A 15,845-nucleotide genomic window follows, 5' to 3' on the forward strand; every position below is an offset into this window, starting at 1 on the left:
CAACCAAAATACAAATGATAATTATTCGTAATATATTTATCGTTTTTGGAGGATGATATGGAAACGTCACTGGCTGAGGATGTACAGAAATCTACCCGGACCTTATCGCCGGACAGCTTCTTCTTTATGTCGCCGTACCGCAGTTTTAGCACCTCAGGCTGCTTCCGCCGCTTCTCAGCGCCCGCCGACGGCGGCGATGCGCTGAATGGCGAGTTCCAGCAGCAGATGGCCGCCGCCTTTGCCGAGGCCCGGGCGGCGGGGATCCGCAAGCCGGTGATGGTTGGGGCCATCCCGTTCGACACCTGTCAGCCTTCCGAGCTCTATATCCCGGAGCGCTGGGAAGCGTTCTCGCGCCCGGAAAAACAGCGTTCCGCCCGCTATGCCGCGCCGCTGGAGACGATGGAGGTGGTGGAGCGCCGGGAGATCCCGGAACAGGATGCGTTTTTAGCCATGGTGGAACGCGCCGCCGCGCTGACCGCCACTCCGGAAGTGGACAAAGTGGTGCTATCACGACTTATCGATATCACCACCCGCGATCCTGTCGATAGCGGCGCCCTGATGGAGCGACTGATCGCCCAGAACCCCGCCAGCTTCAACTTCCATGTGCCGCTCTCCGACGGCGGCGTGCTGCTGGGCGCCAGCCCGGAGCTGCTGCTGCGCAAAGAAGGACCGCACTTCAGCTCGCTGCCGCTGGCCGGCTCCGCCCGCCGCCAGCCGGACGATGTGCTGGACCGCGAAGCGGGCAACAGGCTGCTGGCGTCCGGCAAAGATCGCCACGAGCACGAACTGGTGACCCAGGCGATGAAGAGCGTGCTGGGCCCGCGCAGCAGCCAGCTGTCGCTGCCGGCATCGCCGCAGCTGATCACCACCCCAACGCTCTGGCATCTGGCGACGCCGATCGAGGGCACGGCGCTGGCGGAAGAAAACGCCATGTCGCTGGCCTGCCTGCTGCACCCGACGCCGGCGCTGAGCGGCTTCCCGCACCAGGCGGCGAAGCGCCTGATTGCCGACCTGGAACCCTTCGACCGCCAGCTGTTCGGCGGCATCGTCGGCTGGTGTGACGATGAAGGCAACGGCGAATGGGTGGTGACCATCCGCTGCGCGCGTCTGCAGCAGCGTACGCTGCGCCTGTTTGCCGGCGCAGGCATCGTTCCGGCCTCCTCGCCGCTGGGCGAATGGCGCGAAACCGGCGTCAAACTGACCACCATGCTTAACGTATTTGGCTTGAATTAAGAGGCAAGGATGATTGCATTTACCCGTTGGCCGGATGAGTTCGCGGCCCGCTATCGCCAAAAAGGCTACTGGCAGGATCTGCCATTAACCAATCTGATCACCCGTCACGCGGAAAACGACGCCGTGGCGATTATCGATGGCGATCGACACATTAGCTACCGCCAGTTTAACCAGCGGGTGGACAACCTTGCCTGCTCTCTGCAGCGTCAGGGACTGAAGCGCGGGGAAACCGCGCTGGTGCAGCTGGGCAACGTCGCCGAGTTTTACATCACCTTCTTCGCGCTGCTGCGCATCGGCGTCGCGCCGGTGAACGCGTTGTTCAGCCACCAGCGCAGCGAGCTTAACGCCTACGCCGCGCAGATTAAACCGGCGCTGCTGATCGCCGACCGCGAGCACGCGCTCTTTGCCGACGATAGCTTTCTTCACGCGTTTATCGCTGAACATCCTTCCCTGCGCGTGGCGCTGCTGCGTAACGACGGCGGCGAGCGCGATCTGGCGACGGAGATTAACCGCCCGGCGGATAACTTTATCGCTAACCCAACCCCTGCCGACGAAGTGGCCTTTTTCCAGCTCTCCGGCGGCAGCACCGGGACGCCGAAGCTGATCCCGCGTACCCATAACGACTACGACTACAGTATCCGCCGCAGCAACGAGATCTGCGGGATTAACGCTGAGACGCGCTACCTCAACGCGCTGCCGGCGGCGCATAACTATGCGATGAGCTCCCCGGGGTCGCTGGGCGTTTTCCTCGCCGGCGGGCGAGTGATCCTTGCCGCCGACCCCAGCGCCACCCTCTGTTTCCCGCTGATTGAAAAACATCAGATCAACGTCGCCTCGCTGGTGCCGCCGGCGGTCAGCCTGTGGCTGCAGGCGATCCATGAATGGGGCGGCAATGCCCAGCTGCAGTCGCTGCAGCTGCTGCAGGTCGGCGGCGCGCGCCTGTCGGCGACCCTTGCCGCGCGCATCCCGGCGGAAATTGGCTGCCAGCTGCAGCAGGTGTTCGGCATGGCGGAGGGGCTGGTGAATTACACCCGCCTTAACGACAGCCCTGAGCGGATCATTCATACCCAGGGCTGCCCGATGTGCCCGGACGATGAAGTGTGGGTGGCGGATGCCGACGGCAACCCGCTGCCGCGCGGCGAAGTGGGCCGCCTGATGACCCGCGGGCCGTACACCTTCCGCGGCTACTACAACAGCCCGCAGCATAACGCGGAAGCCTTTGACGCCGACGGGTTTTACTGTTCCGGCGATCTGATATCGATCGATGAAGACGGGTATATCACCGTCCAGGGCCGGGAAAAAGACCAGATCAACCGCGGCGGCGAGAAGATCGCCGCCGAAGAGATCGAAAACCTGCTGCTGCGCCATGAGGCGGTGATCCACGCCGCGCTGGTCAGCATTGAAGACAACCTGCTGGGCGAGAAGAGCTGCGCTTACCTGGTGGCGACCTCGCCGCTGCGCGCCGTCGCGGTGCGCCGCTTCCTGCGCGAGCAGGGGGTGGCTGAATTTAAACTGCCGGACCGCGTGGAGTGCGTTGCCGCGCTGCCGCTGACGCCGGTGGGCAAAGTCGATAAGAAACAATTACGTCAGTGGCTGGCCGAAGGCAAGCTGGGCTGAAGGAGAACAGAAAATGGCAATCCCTAAATTACAGGCTTACGCGCTGCCGGAAGCCAGCGATATCCCGGCGAACAAAGTCAGCTGGGCCTTTGAGCCCTCCCGCGCCGCGCTGCTGATCCACGATATGCAGGAGTATTTCCTCAATTTCTGGGGCGAAAACAGCGCGATGATGGAGAAAGTGGTGGCCAATATCGCCGCCCTGCGCGACTTCTGCAAACAGAACGGCATTCCGGTGTACTACACCGCCCAGCCGAAAGAGCAGAGCGATGAAGATCGCGCGCTGCTGAATGATATGTGGGGGCCGGGGCTGACCCGTTCGCCGGAGCAGCAGCAGGTGATTGCCGCCCTGGCGCCGGATGAAGACGACACCGTGCTGGTGAAATGGCGCTACAGCGCGTTTCATCGCTCGCCGTTGGAGGCGATGCTGAAGGAGAGCGGCCGCGACCAGCTGATCATCACCGGCGTGTATGCCCATATCGGCTGCATGACCACCGCCACCGACGCCTTTATGCGCGATATCAAACCGTTCTTTGTCGCCGACGCGCTGGCGGACTTCAGCCGCGAAGAGCACCTGATGGCGCTGAAATACGTCGCCGGCCGCTCCGGCCGCGTGGTGATGACCGAAGCGCTGTTGCCGCTGCCGGCCTCCAAAGCGGCGCTGCGCGCGCTGATCCTGCCGCTGCTCGACGAATCCGACGAACCGCTGGATGATGAAAACCTGATCGACTACGGTCTGGATTCGGTGCGGATGATGGCCCTGGCCGCCCGCTGGCGCAAAGTGCACGGCGATATCGACTTCGTGATGCTGGCGAAAAACCCGACCATCGACGCCTGGTGGGCGCTGCTTTCCCGCGAGGTGCGATAATGGCGGCGCTGGATTTTTGCGGTCAGACCGTGTGGGTGACCGGCGCAGGTAAAGGGATCGGTTATGCCACCGCGCTGGCTTTTGTGGAGGCCGGCGCCAACGTCACCGGTTTCGACCTCGCCTTTGACGGCGAACGCTACCCGTTTGCGACCGAAACGCTGGACGTCGCCGATGCCGACCGGGTGCGCGAGGTGTGCAGCCGCCTGTTGGCGAACACCGAGCGGTTAGACGTGCTGGTGAACGCCGCCGGGATCCTGCGCATGGGCGCCACCGACCAGCTAAGCGCGGAAGACTGGCAGCAGACCTTCGCGGTCAACGTCGGCGGGGCGTTCAACCTGTTTCAGCAGACGATGGCCCAGTTCCGTCGCCAGCGGGGCGGGGCCATCGTCACCGTCGCCTCCGATGCCGCGCACACGCCGCGCATCGGCATGAGCGCCTATGGCGCCTCGAAGGCGGCGCTGAAAAGCCTGGCGCTGACCGTCGGCCTTGAGCTGGCGGGCAGCGGGGTGCGCTGTAATCTGGTATCGCCGGGCTCTACCGATACCGATATGCAGCGCACGCTGTGGGTCAGCGACGATGCGGAGCAGCAACGGATCCGCGGTTTCGGCGAGCAGTTTAAGCTCGGCATCCCGCTGGGTAAAATTGCCCGCCCGCAGGAGATTGCGAATACCATTCTGTTCCTCGCCTCTGCTCATGCCAGCCATATCACCCTGCAGGATATCGTGGTGGACGGCGGCTCGACGCTGGGGGCGTAAATGGCCTGGAAACGAGCGCTCACGCTGGCGGCGCTGAACGCCAGCAGCGAAAACACCCTGGTGGCGCATTTGGGGATCGTCTACACCCGGCTGGAGGCGGGGCTGCTGGAGGCGGAAATGCCGGTGGATGCCCGCACCCATCAGCCGTTTGGCCTGCTGCACGGCGGGGCCTCAGCGGCGCTGGCGGAGACGCTGGGGTCGATGGCCGGCTGGCTGATGACCGAAGAGGGGCAGTGCGTGGTGGGCACCGAGCTGAACGCCACCCATCACCGGGCGGTCTCCAGCGGGAAAGTGCGCGGCGAGTGCCGCCCGCTGCATCTTGGCCGGCAGAGCCAGAGCTGGGAGATTGTGGTGTATGACGAGAAGGGGCGGCGCTGCTGCACCTGTCGTCTGGGCACCGCGGTGCTGGGCTAAGTAGCCACGCTTTCCCCGGCTTGCGCTACGCTTAGCCGGGCTACGTATCGGCGCAATGGGTAGCCCGGATAAGGCGCAGCGCGCCGCCATCCGGGAATCTCCCTGCTCGCGCTGCGCTTAGCAGGGCTACGGTTTCTGGGCCAGGAAGCCGCTGTTTCCCCGGCTTGCGCTGCGCTTAGCCGGGCTACGTATCGGCGCAATGGGTAGCCCGGATAAGGCGCAGCGCGCCGCCATCCGGGAATATCCCTGCTCGGCTGTACTTAGCAGGGCTACGGTTTCTCGGTCAGGAAGCCGCTGTTTCCCCGGCTTGCGCTGCGCTTAGCCGGACTACGGATCTGTAGGTCGGGTAAGGCGTTAGCCGCCACCCGACAAACAAACGGCACCGTTCACGATAATCCTTTCATTCATTTTCCTGCCTTAAGTGATCTCGCTAGCAATGTGAGACAAATCTCTGTGGGTGGACGGCATCTGCGCTGTTTCGATGTTGTTAAATTCTGCGTTGTGTTCTAGAAACAAACTGTAACATCCTGATTACCCTACCGGTGGACCACAACAATGAATAATTCAGGGAAATACCTTATCTGGGCACTGCTCTCCGTGATCGGAGCCTTTGCCCTCGGCTACATTGCTTTAAACCGGGGTGAGCAGATCAACGCGCTGTGGATTGTCGTCGCGGCAGTCTGCGTTTATCTGATCGCGTATCGTTTTTACGGCCTGTATATCGCCAAAACCGTGCTCGGCGTCGACCCGACGCGCATGACGCCCGCGGTGCGGCATAACGATGGCCTCGACTATGTCCCGACTGACAAAAAAGTGCTGTTCGGTCACCATTTTGCCGCCATCGCCGGCGCGGGGCCGCTGGTGGGCCCGGTGCTCGCCGCGCAGATGGGCTATCTGCCGGGGATGATCTGGATCCTCGCCGGCGTAGTGCTGGCCGGGGCGGTGCAGGACTTTATGGTGCTGTTCGTTTCCACCCGTCGCGACGGCCGTTCGCTGGGCGAGCTGGTGAAAGAGGAGATGGGGGCGACCGCCGGGGTGATTGCCCTGGTGGCGACCTTTATGATCATGGTGATCATCCTCGCGGTGCTGGCGATGATCGTGGTGAAAGCGCTGACCCACAGCCCGTGGGGAACCTATACCGTGGCCTTTACCATTCCGCTGGCGCTGTTTATGGGGATCTATATTCGCTATCTGCGCCCGGGGCGCATTGGCGAAGTGTCGGTGATTGGGCTGGTATTGCTGGTGTTCGCCATTATCTCCGGCGGCTGGGTAGCGGAAAGCCCGACCTGGGCGCCGTTCTTTGACTTTACCGGCGTCCAGCTCACCTGGATGCTGGTGGGCTACGGCTTTGTCGCCGCAGTGCTGCCGGTCTGGCTGCTGCTCGCCCCGCGCGACTACCTCTCCACCTTCCTGAAAATCGGCACTATCGTCGGTCTGGCGATCGGCATTCTGATTATGCGTCCGACCCTGACCATGCCGGCGCTGACCAAATTTATCGACGGCACTGGCCCGGTATGGACTGGCAACCTGTTCCCGTTCCTGTTTATCACCATCGCTTGCGGCGCGGTGTCGGGCTTCCACGCCCTGATTGCCTCCGGTACCACGCCGAAGATGCTGGCGAATGAAAATCAGGCCTGCTTTATCGGCTACGGCGGCATGCTGATGGAATCCTTCGTGGCGATTATGGCGCTGGTGGCCGCCTGTATCATTGACCCGGGCGTCTACTTCGCGATGAATAGCCCGATGGCGGTGCTGGCGCCGGCGGGAACCACCGATGTGGTGGCCTCGGCGGCGCAGGTGGTGAGCGGTTGGGGCTTTGCGATTACCCCGGAAACGTTGACGCATATCGCGAATGAGGTGGGCGAGCAGTCCATCATCTCCCGCGCCGGCGGGGCGCCTACGCTGGCGGTGGGCATGGCCTACATTCTCCACGGCGCGCTGGGCGGGTTGATGGACGTCTCGTTCTGGTACCACTTCGCCATTCTGTTTGAAGCGCTGTTTATCCTGACGGCGGTGGATGCCGGCACCCGTGCGGCGCGCTTTATGCTGCAGGATCTGCTGGGGGTGATATCCCCGAACCTGAAGCGTACTGACTCGTTACCGGCTAACCTGCTGGCGACGGCGCTGTGCGTGCTGGCATGGGGCTACTTCCTCCATCAGGGAGTGGTCGATCCGCTGGGCGGCATTAACACCCTGTGGCCGCTGTTCGGTATCGCCAACCAGATGCTGGCGGGGATGGCGCTGATGCTCTGCGCAGTGGTGCTGTTCAAGATGAAACGTCAGCGCTATGCGTGGGTGGCGCTGGTGCCGACTGCCTGGCTGCTGATCTGTACCCTCACCGCCGGCTGGCAGAAGGCCTTCAGCCCGGACAATAAAGTGGGCTTCCTGGCGATTGCCAACAAGTTCCAGGCGATGATCGACAGCGGCAAAATCCCGGCGCAGTACACCGAGTCGCAGCTGGCGCAGCTGGTGTTTAACAACCGTCTCGATGCCGGGCTGACCATCTTCTTTATGATCGTGGTGGTGGTGCTGGCGCTGTTCTCGATTAAAACCGCGCTGGCGGCGCTGAAAGAGAATAAACCGACGGCGAAAGAGACACCGTATGAGCCAATGCCTGAAAACCTGGACGCGATAGTGACCCAGGCGAAAGGGGCGCATTAACCTGTGTGCCGGGTGGCGGCTTCGCCTTACCCGGCGTACTTTTTCTGTGAGATCAGAATTATGTTCGACACCCTTTCCAAAGCAGGTAAGTACCTGGGCCAGGCCGCCAAAATGATGATCGGCGTGCCGGATTACGACAACTACGTCGAGCACATGCGCGTCAACCATCCGGATCAGACGCCAATGACCTACGAAGCATTTTTCCGCGAACGCCAGGACGCCCGCTACGGCGGCAAGGGCGGGGCGAAGTGCTGTTAACCCTCTTTCGGCAGATAGAGGCTGATCTGCTCCTGCTTACAGCCGTAGAGCGCCGCTAGCTTCTCGCGGGTGCGCTTCTGCGGACGGGAGTCCAGCGCTTCCAGCTGTGACACGGCGGACTGGCTGATGCCGAGCTTTTCGGCGACCTCCTGCTGGGACATCCCGCGCAGGATGCGCCACGCAGCCTGCAGGCTGACGTTTTCTTTATGCATCACGTCGCATACTTCGCCTGGCAGCATGACGTTATCATAGATGTCTGATTCATAAGGAATATCTTCCCAGTCGCTTTCATCCTCGTCGTCGTACTCCAGCAGAGCCAGGCGCATACGAAAGTAATCACTGTAAGGAATGACGACATACTGGTCTTTTCCTTCTTCATCCTTGATGTACTGAATAGTCATATTCGGCATGCTCCTCATGCAGGTAGGTGGTGGTGGTTCGGCGTTTAACCGCCACTATCGATTTTAGAAAATGGCTTATCTGCCGTTTTTGACCAGACAATCTTCATCCGTACCTCCACTGTACGACCACACTAAATATAAGGAAATAATAAGACTATTAGATAAATTCCGAATTTCTTATGGGGTAGGGTAGAGCGAGAAAAAACGCAGGTAAGCGGCAAAACGCAACCCGTCGAGGCGGCTCGAAAAGGCCTCTGCCGGGCGACAGAGGCTTGCAGAAAATGTGCGATCAGGCGTTCAAACCGCCATCCACGTCCAGCCCGGTGCCGGAGATCTGCCCGGCGGCCGGGCTGGCGAGGAAGGTGACCGCCGCGGCGATGTCTTCCGGCTGGCCGTAGTGACCTAACGCAATAAGTTGACGCTGGGCATCGGCCTGCTCGCCGTCTTCCGGGTTCATATCGCTGTTGGTCGGGCCGGGATGGACGAGGTTAACGGTGATCCCGCGGGGGCCTAAATCGCGCGCCAGGCCGCGGGTAAGGGAGTTGAGGGCGGACTTGGTCATCGAGTAAACCGCGATGCCCGGCTGCGCCACGCGGTTAGCCAGACAGCTGCCGATGTTGATGATGCGCCCGCCGTCTGACATATGCACCAGCGCCTCCTGGATGGCGATAACCACCCCACGAATATTGACGTTGATAAGCGCGTCGATGTCCGCCAGCGTCATGGACTCCAGCGGGCCGCCGCGCGCGATCCCGGCGTTGTTGACCAGAATGTCCAGCCCGCCGAGGGAACGCGCCGCATGGGTGACGGCATCCTGAATCGCCTGCGCGCTGGCGCTGTCGGCCTGCACTGCTTCACCGTGCCGGCCCAGCGCTTTTATTTCGTCGGCGACCGCCTGGGCTTTATCGGCCGATTTTTCATACGTAATAACCACATCGGCGCCGGCGCGCGCCAGCGACAGGGCGATAGCCCGACCCAACCCACGGCTGGCGCCGGTAACCAGCGCCTTCTTACCTGTTAAATCGATCTGCATGATAACCTCGTTGCGAGAGTGGTGAGAATCATCATTAGGTATAGACGGTCGGGGTGATTAACGGCTGAAGGATTCCACCTTCTCAAACGCCGCGCGCAGAACCTCAGGGGTTAACGTCACCGGTAAATAGTGAATCGACTCGCCCGGGCGCAGGGTATGGGCAATGACCCGGTCAAGCTCTGCGCGGTTATTGATATCGACCTCCAGCGCCGCCAGCGTCGCCGGCAGGTTAAAGCGCTGCCAGGCCTGCACCAGCTGCGCCAGGACCTCATCCTGACCGAGCAGGGCGCTTTGCACCAGAATGCCGTAGGCCACCTTGGTGCCGTGGAGGAATTTATCCGTTTGCGGCAGCACCGTCAGCCCGTTATGCACCGCGTGGGCGGCGGCGACCCGAGTGTAACGTTCCCCCAGCCCGCCAACCATCCCGCCGCCGGCGATAACCGCATCCACCACATCGCGAAACGCCTGGGTCAGCTCGCCGCGGCGCTGGTCCGCCAGCGCCGTTTCGCTGCTGGCCAGCAGCACGTCGCGGATCGCCAGCGCGCCGTTAATCCCCAGCCGCACGGTGAGCGGCAGCGCCTCCGGCTGCGGCGCCAGCACCACTGCCTCATACCATTTGGCTAAGGTGTCGCCAATGCCCGCCAGCAGGTACTCCGCCGGGGCGTTGAGAATGATGCGCGGCTCGACCAGCACCAGGAAATTCGCGTCATCGAAGATCTCAAAATTCAGGGCCTGTCCGGCGTCGCTGTACCACACCGACAGCGGCGTCCATGCCGCGCAGGTGGCGGCGATGGTCGGGATGGCCACCAGCGGAACTCCCAGGCGGCGGGCCAGCACTTTCGCGCTGTCGAGCAGCGCGCCGCCGCCTACGCCAATCACTACCGCCCGATCGTCACCTGAGGCCTGCGCCAGCGCCGCCACATCGCGTTCGCTGCAGTGGCCGGTAAAGCGGATCTTTTTTGCCTCCGGCAGGTGGAAGGCCGCCGGCAGAAAAGGTTCGGCGCCGGCCAGGGCGCGCTCGCCATAGACCCACACCGCCCGCGATAGCTGGTCGGCGTTAAAAAAATCGCTTAGCCGCTGAAGGCTGCCAGGGTGGGAGAAATAGTTGGCCGGGCCGGGCACGACGCGGATCTCGCTGTTGCTCATGAAAGCTGTCCTTATAGGTGTTGGGCTAACCTGATGTTATGTCTGGACATCCAGATGGCTAATATTATTTCGTTGTATCTTATGCTTTTTACGCAGTTGTCAGCCAGCGGCGGCTATGAAAAATTCGTTAAATCAGAAGATTAATTGCCGCACGGGAGCAGTGATGAGCGCGAATCGCCTTGAGATGCATAACATTAGCCTGGCCTTCTCCGGCTTTCAGGCGCTGAACAAGGTGGCCTTCACCCTTCATGGCGGGTCGGTGCATGCCCTGACCGGCGCCAACGGCGCGGGTAAGTCGACGCTGATGGCGGTGCTGTGCGGCACCCACGCCCATTATCAGGGCGAAGTGACGATCAATAACCAGCCGGTCACCATTCGTTCGCCGCGGGATGCCAAACAGCTGGGGATCCACCTGGTGCAGCAGGAGGTGGACGTGGCGCTGGTGCCGGGCCTGAGCATTGCCGAAAACATCATGCTGGACAGGCTGGCGGAGCCGGGGACGACCTTCCGCTGGTCGCGGGTTCGGCAGCTGGCGCGCGAGGCGCTGGCGCAGCTGGACGTGGCGCTGGACGTCAGGCGCTCTATTGACAGCTGCACGCTCGCCGAAAAACAGCAGATCCTGCTGGCCCGCGCCCTGTCGCACCATTGCCGCTTTCTGATCCTCGATGAACCCACCGCGCCGCTGGATCAGCATGAAAGCGAACGCCTGTTTGCGGTGGTACGCCGTCTGCAGCAGCAGGGGATCGGGGTGGTGTTTATTTCGCACCGCATCCACGAGCTGAAGGCGATCTGCGACACCCTGACGGTGCTGCGCGATGGGCGTCTGATTGAGAGTGGCCCGATGGCGCCGCTGAGCGGGGAACAGATTGTCGAAAAGATGCTGGGCCACGAGCTGAGCGATATCTTCCCGCCGCCGCGTCCGCCGCACGGTGAAGACGTGCTGCTGCAGGTGGAAGGGCTGCACGATGAGGCGCTGCTGCAGGATATCTCGCTGCGCCTGCGTAAGGGGGAAATTCTGGGGATCGCCGGGCTGGCCGGGGCGGGCAAAACCGAGCTGTGCAAAGCGCTGTTCGGCGCCAGCAAAAGCCGGGTGCAGCGCGGCGAGCTGAACGGCCAGCCGTGGCGACCACGGGATCCCGCCGACTCGGTGGGGCGCGGCCTGGTGCTGGTCCCGGAGGAGCGGCGCAAAGAGGGCATTTTCATCGAAGAGCCGATCGCGATGAACCTGGCGGTCAGCGCCGATAACCACTTTTCGCACTGGAGCCTGTTCGGCCATCGCCAGGCCTGGCGCTGGGCGGAGGAGGTGATAGCCCGCCTCGGCGTGCGCGCCACCGGTCCCGGTCAGACGCTGCGCCGTCTGTCCGGCGGCAATCAGCAGAAGGTGGCCATTGGCAAATGGTTGCGCGGCGATGCCAACGTTTTGATTTTTGACGAACCGACCAAAGGGGTCGATGTGAAAGCGAAAACCGATCTGTTCATGCTGATCGATGGTCTGGCGCGGGAAGGCAAAGGGGTGATTTATGCCTCGGGTGAATTCGCCGAGCTGGTCGGTTTATGCGATCGCATCTGCGTACTATGGGACGGACGGATCGTGGCGGAGATCCCCGGCGCGGAAGCCCGGGAAGAGACACTGCTTTATTATTCAACCGGAGGAGCGGCAGCGTGAGCAAGGCCCTGGCAGTGAACGCGACGGTATCGGGCCGTCAGCGATTTTTTGATTTTCTCTATAAGTGGGGCATGTTGCTGACCGTGGTGCTGCTGGTGGCGGTCTTTGGCTTCGCCTCGGACAACTTCCTTGACCCGTTCAACATCATCAACATTCTGCGCTCGATAGCCATCGTGACGGTGATTGCCATTGGGGTGTCGATTTCCCTCACCATCGGCGGCTTCGATCTTTCCGTCGGATCGACGGCGTCGCTGGCCAACGCCCTGGTGATCTCTCTGTTTGTCTGGCACGGCCTGGGGACCACCGAAGCCATTCTGATCACCCTCGCGCTCTGCACCCTGGTGGGGCTGTTTAACGCCTTTCTGATCGTGGTGCTGCGCATCCCCGACATGCTCGCCACCCTGGCCAGCCTGTTTGTGATTCAGGGGGTGGCAATGACATACAGCTACGGCGGGTCGATTACCGAAAACATGGTGCTGCCGAGCGGCGAGATGGCGGAAGGCACCCTCCCGGCGGCATTTGGCGCGCTGGGCCAGGTGCCGACCATCGTCATCATCATGCTGGTGGTGACGCTGGTCGCCCAGCTGGCGCTGTCGTTCACCACCCACGGCCGGCGGATGTACGCCATCGGCGGCAACCCGGAGGCGGCGCGGCTCTCCGGCCTGCGGATCACGCGTTATAAAGTGGCGGCGTACGTGATTGCCTCGCTGCTGGCCGGGCTCGGCGGCATTCTGCTGGCCTCGCGTATCGGATCGTCGCAGGTTAACGCCGGCGGCGGCTATCTGATGGACGCGGTGGCGGCGGCCTGGATCGGCTTTTCGCTGGCCGGCTCCGGCAAACCGAACGCCCTGGGGACGCTGGTGGGGGCGGTGATCCTCGGCGTGCTCTCCAACGGGCTGGTGATGCTCTCGGTGCCGTATTACGCGATGGACATTATTAAAGGGCTGGTACTGGCTGGCGCGCTGGCACTGACCTATTTTCAGCGCCGTACTTAACATTTTACAGGGTAAACCGCATGAAAAAGATCGCACTCTCTCTCATTACGCTGGGTCTGCTGCAGTCGACGGCGGCGCTGGCCACCGCCCCGACGCCGGTGCCGGCGGCCATTGCCGAACACAATGGCCCGATCCGCATTGCAGTGATCCGCAACCTGGGGTCTGACGATAACACCACCCAGTTTGTCGCCGGGGCGCTGCAGGAAGGCAAAAAGCTCGGTTTCAAAATCAGCACCTTCCTGAGCAACGGCGATGACGCCAAATTCCAGGACTTCGTCAACCAGGCGATCAGCCAGAAATACGACGGCATTATTCTCTCCCAGGGGCGTGACCCCTATTCGACGGCCCTGGTGAAGAAGGCGGTGGACGCCGGGATCAAAGTGGCGGTGTTCGATACCGCGGTGAGCGGCGAGATCCCCGGCGTGACGGTCAGCCAGCAGGATGACGCCTCACTGACCGATCTCTCCTTTGGCCAGTTGGTGAAAGACTTCAACGGCAAAGCCAACATCGTCAAGCTGTGGGTGGCGGGTTTCCCGCCAATGGAGCGCCGTCAGGCGGCTTACCAGACGCTGCTGAAGCAAAATCCGGGGATTAAAGAGCTGGAGTCGATCGGCGCCGTTTCGTCCGATGTGCAGGGCGACACTGCCAACAAGGTGGGGGCGATCCTCGCCAAATATCCGAAAGGGAAAATCGACGCTATCTGGGGCACCTGGGATGCCTTTAGCCAGGGGGCCTATAAGGCGCTGAAAGAGAACGGCCGCACCGAGATCAAACTCTACAGTATTGATATTTCCAACCAGGATCTGCAGCTGATGCGCGAAGCCGGCAGCCCGTGGAAGGTGAGCGTGGCGGTGGATCCGAAGCTTATCGGCGCGACCAACGTGCGGCTGATCGCCAATAAGATCGCCGGCGAGCCGACGCCGGCCACCTACGACTTCAAGGCGGCGGCGATCCCGCAGGCGCTGCTGGCGGCCCAGCCGGGGGCGGTGAACGTGGCCACGCTGGGGAAAATCATTCCGGGCTGGGGCCAGACGGAAGACTTTATCGCGCCGTGGTTTGCGACGCTGGAAGCGAAAAACAAATAAAACGAAGCCGGGTGGCGGCGGGGGCGGCCTGTTGCCCTTTCCCACAGGGAGAGGGGGAAAACCAACAGCGCCCGTAGGCCCGGTAAGCGCAGCGCCACCGGGCGAAAGGAATTCCCTATGTCAGCATTACCTTCCCCAGAATACAGCCGCAATATGCGGCTGATCGGCCATAGCGACCAGGGCGGTCGTCCGGACGGCGTCCAGCTGATGGTGCATCGCGGATTCGCCTATATTGGCCATATGGTGTCGCAGGGTTTTTCCGTGGTCGATGTTCGCGATCCGACCCGGCCCACCACGGTCAACTATATTGCCGCGCCGCCGGGCACCTGGAACGTGCACCTCCAGGCGCATGACGATCTGCTGCTGGTGATCAACGCCCGGGATCTGTTTGCCGATGCCCGTTTTGCCGATGAGAAGGTGTACTACACCCGCTCGGTGGGTGACACGGTCAGCGATGTGCAGGACAAAGGCTGGAGCGCCGGGCTGCGCGTGTTTGATATCTCCACGCCGGATAAGCCGCGTGAAATTGGCTTTCTGTCGCTGAGCGGTATCGGCATTCACCGCATCTGGTACGTCGGCGGCCGCTGGGCGTATGTGTCCGCGCTGATCGACGGTTTTACCGACTACATCTTCCTGACCATCGTTCTGGCCGATCCGCGTAAACCGCAGGTTGCCGGGCGCTGGTGGTTGCCGGGGATGCACCAGGCGGGCGGTGAAACACCGGACTGGCCGCAGGGTAAACGCTATGCGCTGCACCACGCCATTATTGCCGGGGATACCGCCTACGGCAGCTGGCGCGACGGCGGCCTGACGCTGCTGGATGTCAAAGACCGTACCCAGCCGACGCTGATTAGCCATCGCAACTGGAGCCCGCCGTTCGGCGGCGGAACGCATACCGCGCTGCCGCTGCCGGATCGCGATCTGCTGGTGGTGCTGGATGAAGCGGTGCTCGACAATCAGGAGGACGGCGAGAAGCTGATCTGGCTGTTTGATATTCGCGAGCCGGCGAACCCGGTGAGTATCTCAACTTTCCCACAGCCTGACGAAATCGACTATGTGGCGAAAGGGGCGCACTTCGGGCCGCATAACCTGCATGAGAACCGGCCGGGGAGCTTTGTCAGCTCAACGCTTATCTTCGCCACCTATCAGAATGCCGGCGTGCGGGCGTACGATATTTCCAACCCGTATCGTCCGCTGGAGACCGGGGCGCTGGTGCCGGCTGCTCCTGAGAGGATGATGGATACCCGTCCCGGCCGCCCGCGGGTGATCCAGTCCTGCGATGTGTTTGTCGATGCGCAGGGCATTATCTACAGCACCGATTACAACGGCGGGCTGTCGGTGATTGAGTATCTGGGGTGAGGACAAGGTAAACGCAAAAAGGCAATGACAATTGCCTTTTTCTGGCTGATGACAAACCTGTTTCGTTATTGTGCTCGCATGTCTGCCGGGTGGCGGCTTTCGCCTTACCCGGCCTACAAAAGACTGCAATATCAAACCGTCATGCGGTTATCTGTAGGCCCGCGCAAGCGCAGCGCCGCCGGGCAATCCCAGAAGATTGCACTTTTTTAGGGTTTGCTCCCTCTCCCTGGGGGAGAGGTCTGGGGTGAGGGCAAGGTCAACGCAAAAAGGCAATGACAATTGCCTTTTTCTGGCTGATGACAAACCTGTTTCGTTATTGTGCTCGCATGTCTGCCGGGTGGCGGCTTTCGCCTTACC

Annotated in this window: 15 protein-coding genes and 1 pseudogene; 11 read left to right on the top strand and 5 right to left on the bottom strand. The window is 61.9% G+C overall.

The genetic code is table 11. The features are described 5' to 3' along the window. Nucleotides 1-57: 57 nt before the first annotated feature. From entC to ACLH1U_RS12795, 7 genes are all read left to right on the top strand, one after another. A complete protein-coding gene (entC, locus tag ACLH1U_RS12765; RefSeq protein ID WP_032455077.1) occupies nt 58-1,233 on the top strand; it encodes an isochorismate synthase EntC in 1,176 nt (391 codons plus the stop codon). A 9-nt stretch (nt 1,234-1,242) separates the two neighbouring features. Continuing rightward, the gene (gene entE / locus ACLH1U_RS12770; RefSeq protein WP_072421329.1) at nt 1,243-2,850 is read left to right on the top strand and encodes a (2,3-dihydroxybenzoyl)adenylate synthase EntE; all 1,608 of its coding nucleotides are present in this window, start codon (nt 1,243-1,245) and stop codon (nt 2,848-2,850) included. 13 nt (nt 2,851-2,863) lie between these two features. Then, nucleotides 2,864-3,715: an enterobactin biosynthesis bifunctional isochorismatase/aryl carrier protein EntB gene (gene entB / locus ACLH1U_RS12775; RefSeq protein WP_048334361.1), complete on the top strand. Its 852-nt coding sequence runs from the start codon at nt 2,864-2,866 to the stop codon at nt 3,713-3,715. An 8-nt stretch (nt 3,716-3,723) separates the two neighbouring features. Further along, nucleotides 3,724-4,470 (top strand): 2,3-dihydro-2,3-dihydroxybenzoate dehydrogenase EntA, encoded by a 747-nt coding sequence (gene entA / locus ACLH1U_RS12780; protein ID WP_086076143.1) that lies wholly within the window; start codon nt 3,724-3,726, stop codon nt 4,468-4,470. Further along, complete coding sequence (gene entH, locus ACLH1U_RS12785; RefSeq protein ID WP_023319943.1) at nt 4,471-4,884, top strand: proofreading thioesterase EntH; 414 nt, start codon at nt 4,471-4,473, stop codon at nt 4,882-4,884. A 555-nt stretch (nt 4,885-5,439) separates the two neighbouring features. After that, nucleotides 5,440-7,545 (top strand): pyruvate/proton symporter CstA, encoded by a 2,106-nt coding sequence (gene cstA, locus ACLH1U_RS12790; RefSeq protein WP_023288789.1) that lies wholly within the window; start codon nt 5,440-5,442, stop codon nt 7,543-7,545. A 60-nt stretch (nt 7,546-7,605) separates the two neighbouring features. Further along, nucleotides 7,606-7,803, top strand: a complete 198-nt coding sequence (locus ACLH1U_RS12795) for a YbdD/YjiX family protein (RefSeq protein WP_023288790.1) — start codon at nt 7,606-7,608, stop codon at nt 7,801-7,803. Here the strand turns inward: ACLH1U_RS12795 and ACLH1U_RS12800 are convergent. The 4 genes and pseudogenes from ACLH1U_RS12800 to ACLH1U_RS12815 form a co-directional block, all read right to left on the bottom strand. Further along, on the bottom strand, nt 7,800-8,204 hold the full coding sequence (locus ACLH1U_RS12800) for a helix-turn-helix domain-containing protein (protein WP_032455082.1): 405 nt from the start codon (nt 8,202-8,204) through the stop codon (nt 7,800-7,802). The two genes, ACLH1U_RS12795 and ACLH1U_RS12800, sit on opposite strands and share 4 nt — an antisense overlap. Further along, nucleotides 8,179-8,262: pseudogene (locus ACLH1U_RS12805) on the bottom strand (type II toxin-antitoxin system RelE/ParE family toxin); the annotation flags it as partial. The gene ACLH1U_RS12800 and the pseudogene ACLH1U_RS12805, both read right to left, overlap by 26 nt. A gap of 231 nt (nt 8,263-8,493) precedes the next feature. Continuing rightward, nucleotides 8,494-9,237 carry an SDR family NAD(P)-dependent oxidoreductase gene (locus ACLH1U_RS12810; protein WP_023288792.1) on the bottom strand — a complete coding sequence of 248 codons (744 nt, stop codon included), beginning with the start codon at nt 9,235-9,237 and terminating at the stop codon, nt 8,494-8,496. Nucleotides 9,238-9,294: 57 nt separating this feature from the next. After that, complete coding sequence (locus ACLH1U_RS12815; RefSeq protein WP_085551152.1) at nt 9,295-10,383, bottom strand: oxidoreductase; 1,089 nt, start codon at nt 10,381-10,383, stop codon at nt 9,295-9,297. A 163-nt stretch (nt 10,384-10,546) separates the two neighbouring features. Here ACLH1U_RS12815 and ACLH1U_RS12820 point away from each other — a divergent pair, with 163 nt between their 5' ends. The 4 genes from ACLH1U_RS12820 to ACLH1U_RS12835 all read left to right on the top strand — a co-directional run bounded on the left by ACLH1U_RS12820 (nt 10,547) and on the right by ACLH1U_RS12835 (nt 15,488). Then, nucleotides 10,547-12,049 carry a sugar ABC transporter ATP-binding protein gene (locus tag ACLH1U_RS12820; RefSeq protein WP_411299282.1) on the top strand — a complete coding sequence of 501 codons (1,503 nt, stop codon included), beginning with the start codon at nt 10,547-10,549 and terminating at the stop codon, nt 12,047-12,049. Then, nucleotides 12,046-13,044 carry an ABC transporter permease gene (locus ACLH1U_RS12825; protein WP_044521561.1) on the top strand — a complete coding sequence of 333 codons (999 nt, stop codon included), beginning with the start codon at nt 12,046-12,048 and terminating at the stop codon, nt 13,042-13,044. Before ACLH1U_RS12820 ends, ACLH1U_RS12825 begins: the two co-directional genes overlap by 4 nt. Before the next feature lie 20 nt (nt 13,045-13,064). After that, nucleotides 13,065-14,129: a sugar ABC transporter substrate-binding protein gene (locus tag ACLH1U_RS12830; RefSeq protein ID WP_032455089.1), complete on the top strand. Its 1,065-nt coding sequence runs from the start codon at nt 13,065-13,067 to the stop codon at nt 14,127-14,129. Between the two features lie 117 nt (nt 14,130-14,246). After that, nucleotides 14,247-15,488 (top strand): LVIVD repeat-containing protein, encoded by a 1,242-nt coding sequence (locus ACLH1U_RS12835; RefSeq protein ID WP_411299283.1) that lies wholly within the window; start codon nt 14,247-14,249, stop codon nt 15,486-15,488. Between the two features lie 147 nt (nt 15,489-15,635). Here the strand turns inward: ACLH1U_RS12835 and ACLH1U_RS12840 are convergent. After that, nucleotides 15,636-15,845 (bottom strand): hypothetical protein (locus ACLH1U_RS12840; protein ID WP_411299284.1); only part of this gene is annotated, 210 nt, incomplete at its 5' end.

The organism is Klebsiella sp. 1SOBk5mer (assembly GCF_046603115.1).
Taxonomy (GTDB): Bacteria; Pseudomonadota; Gammaproteobacteria; order Enterobacterales; family Enterobacteriaceae; genus Klebsiella; species Klebsiella quasipneumoniae.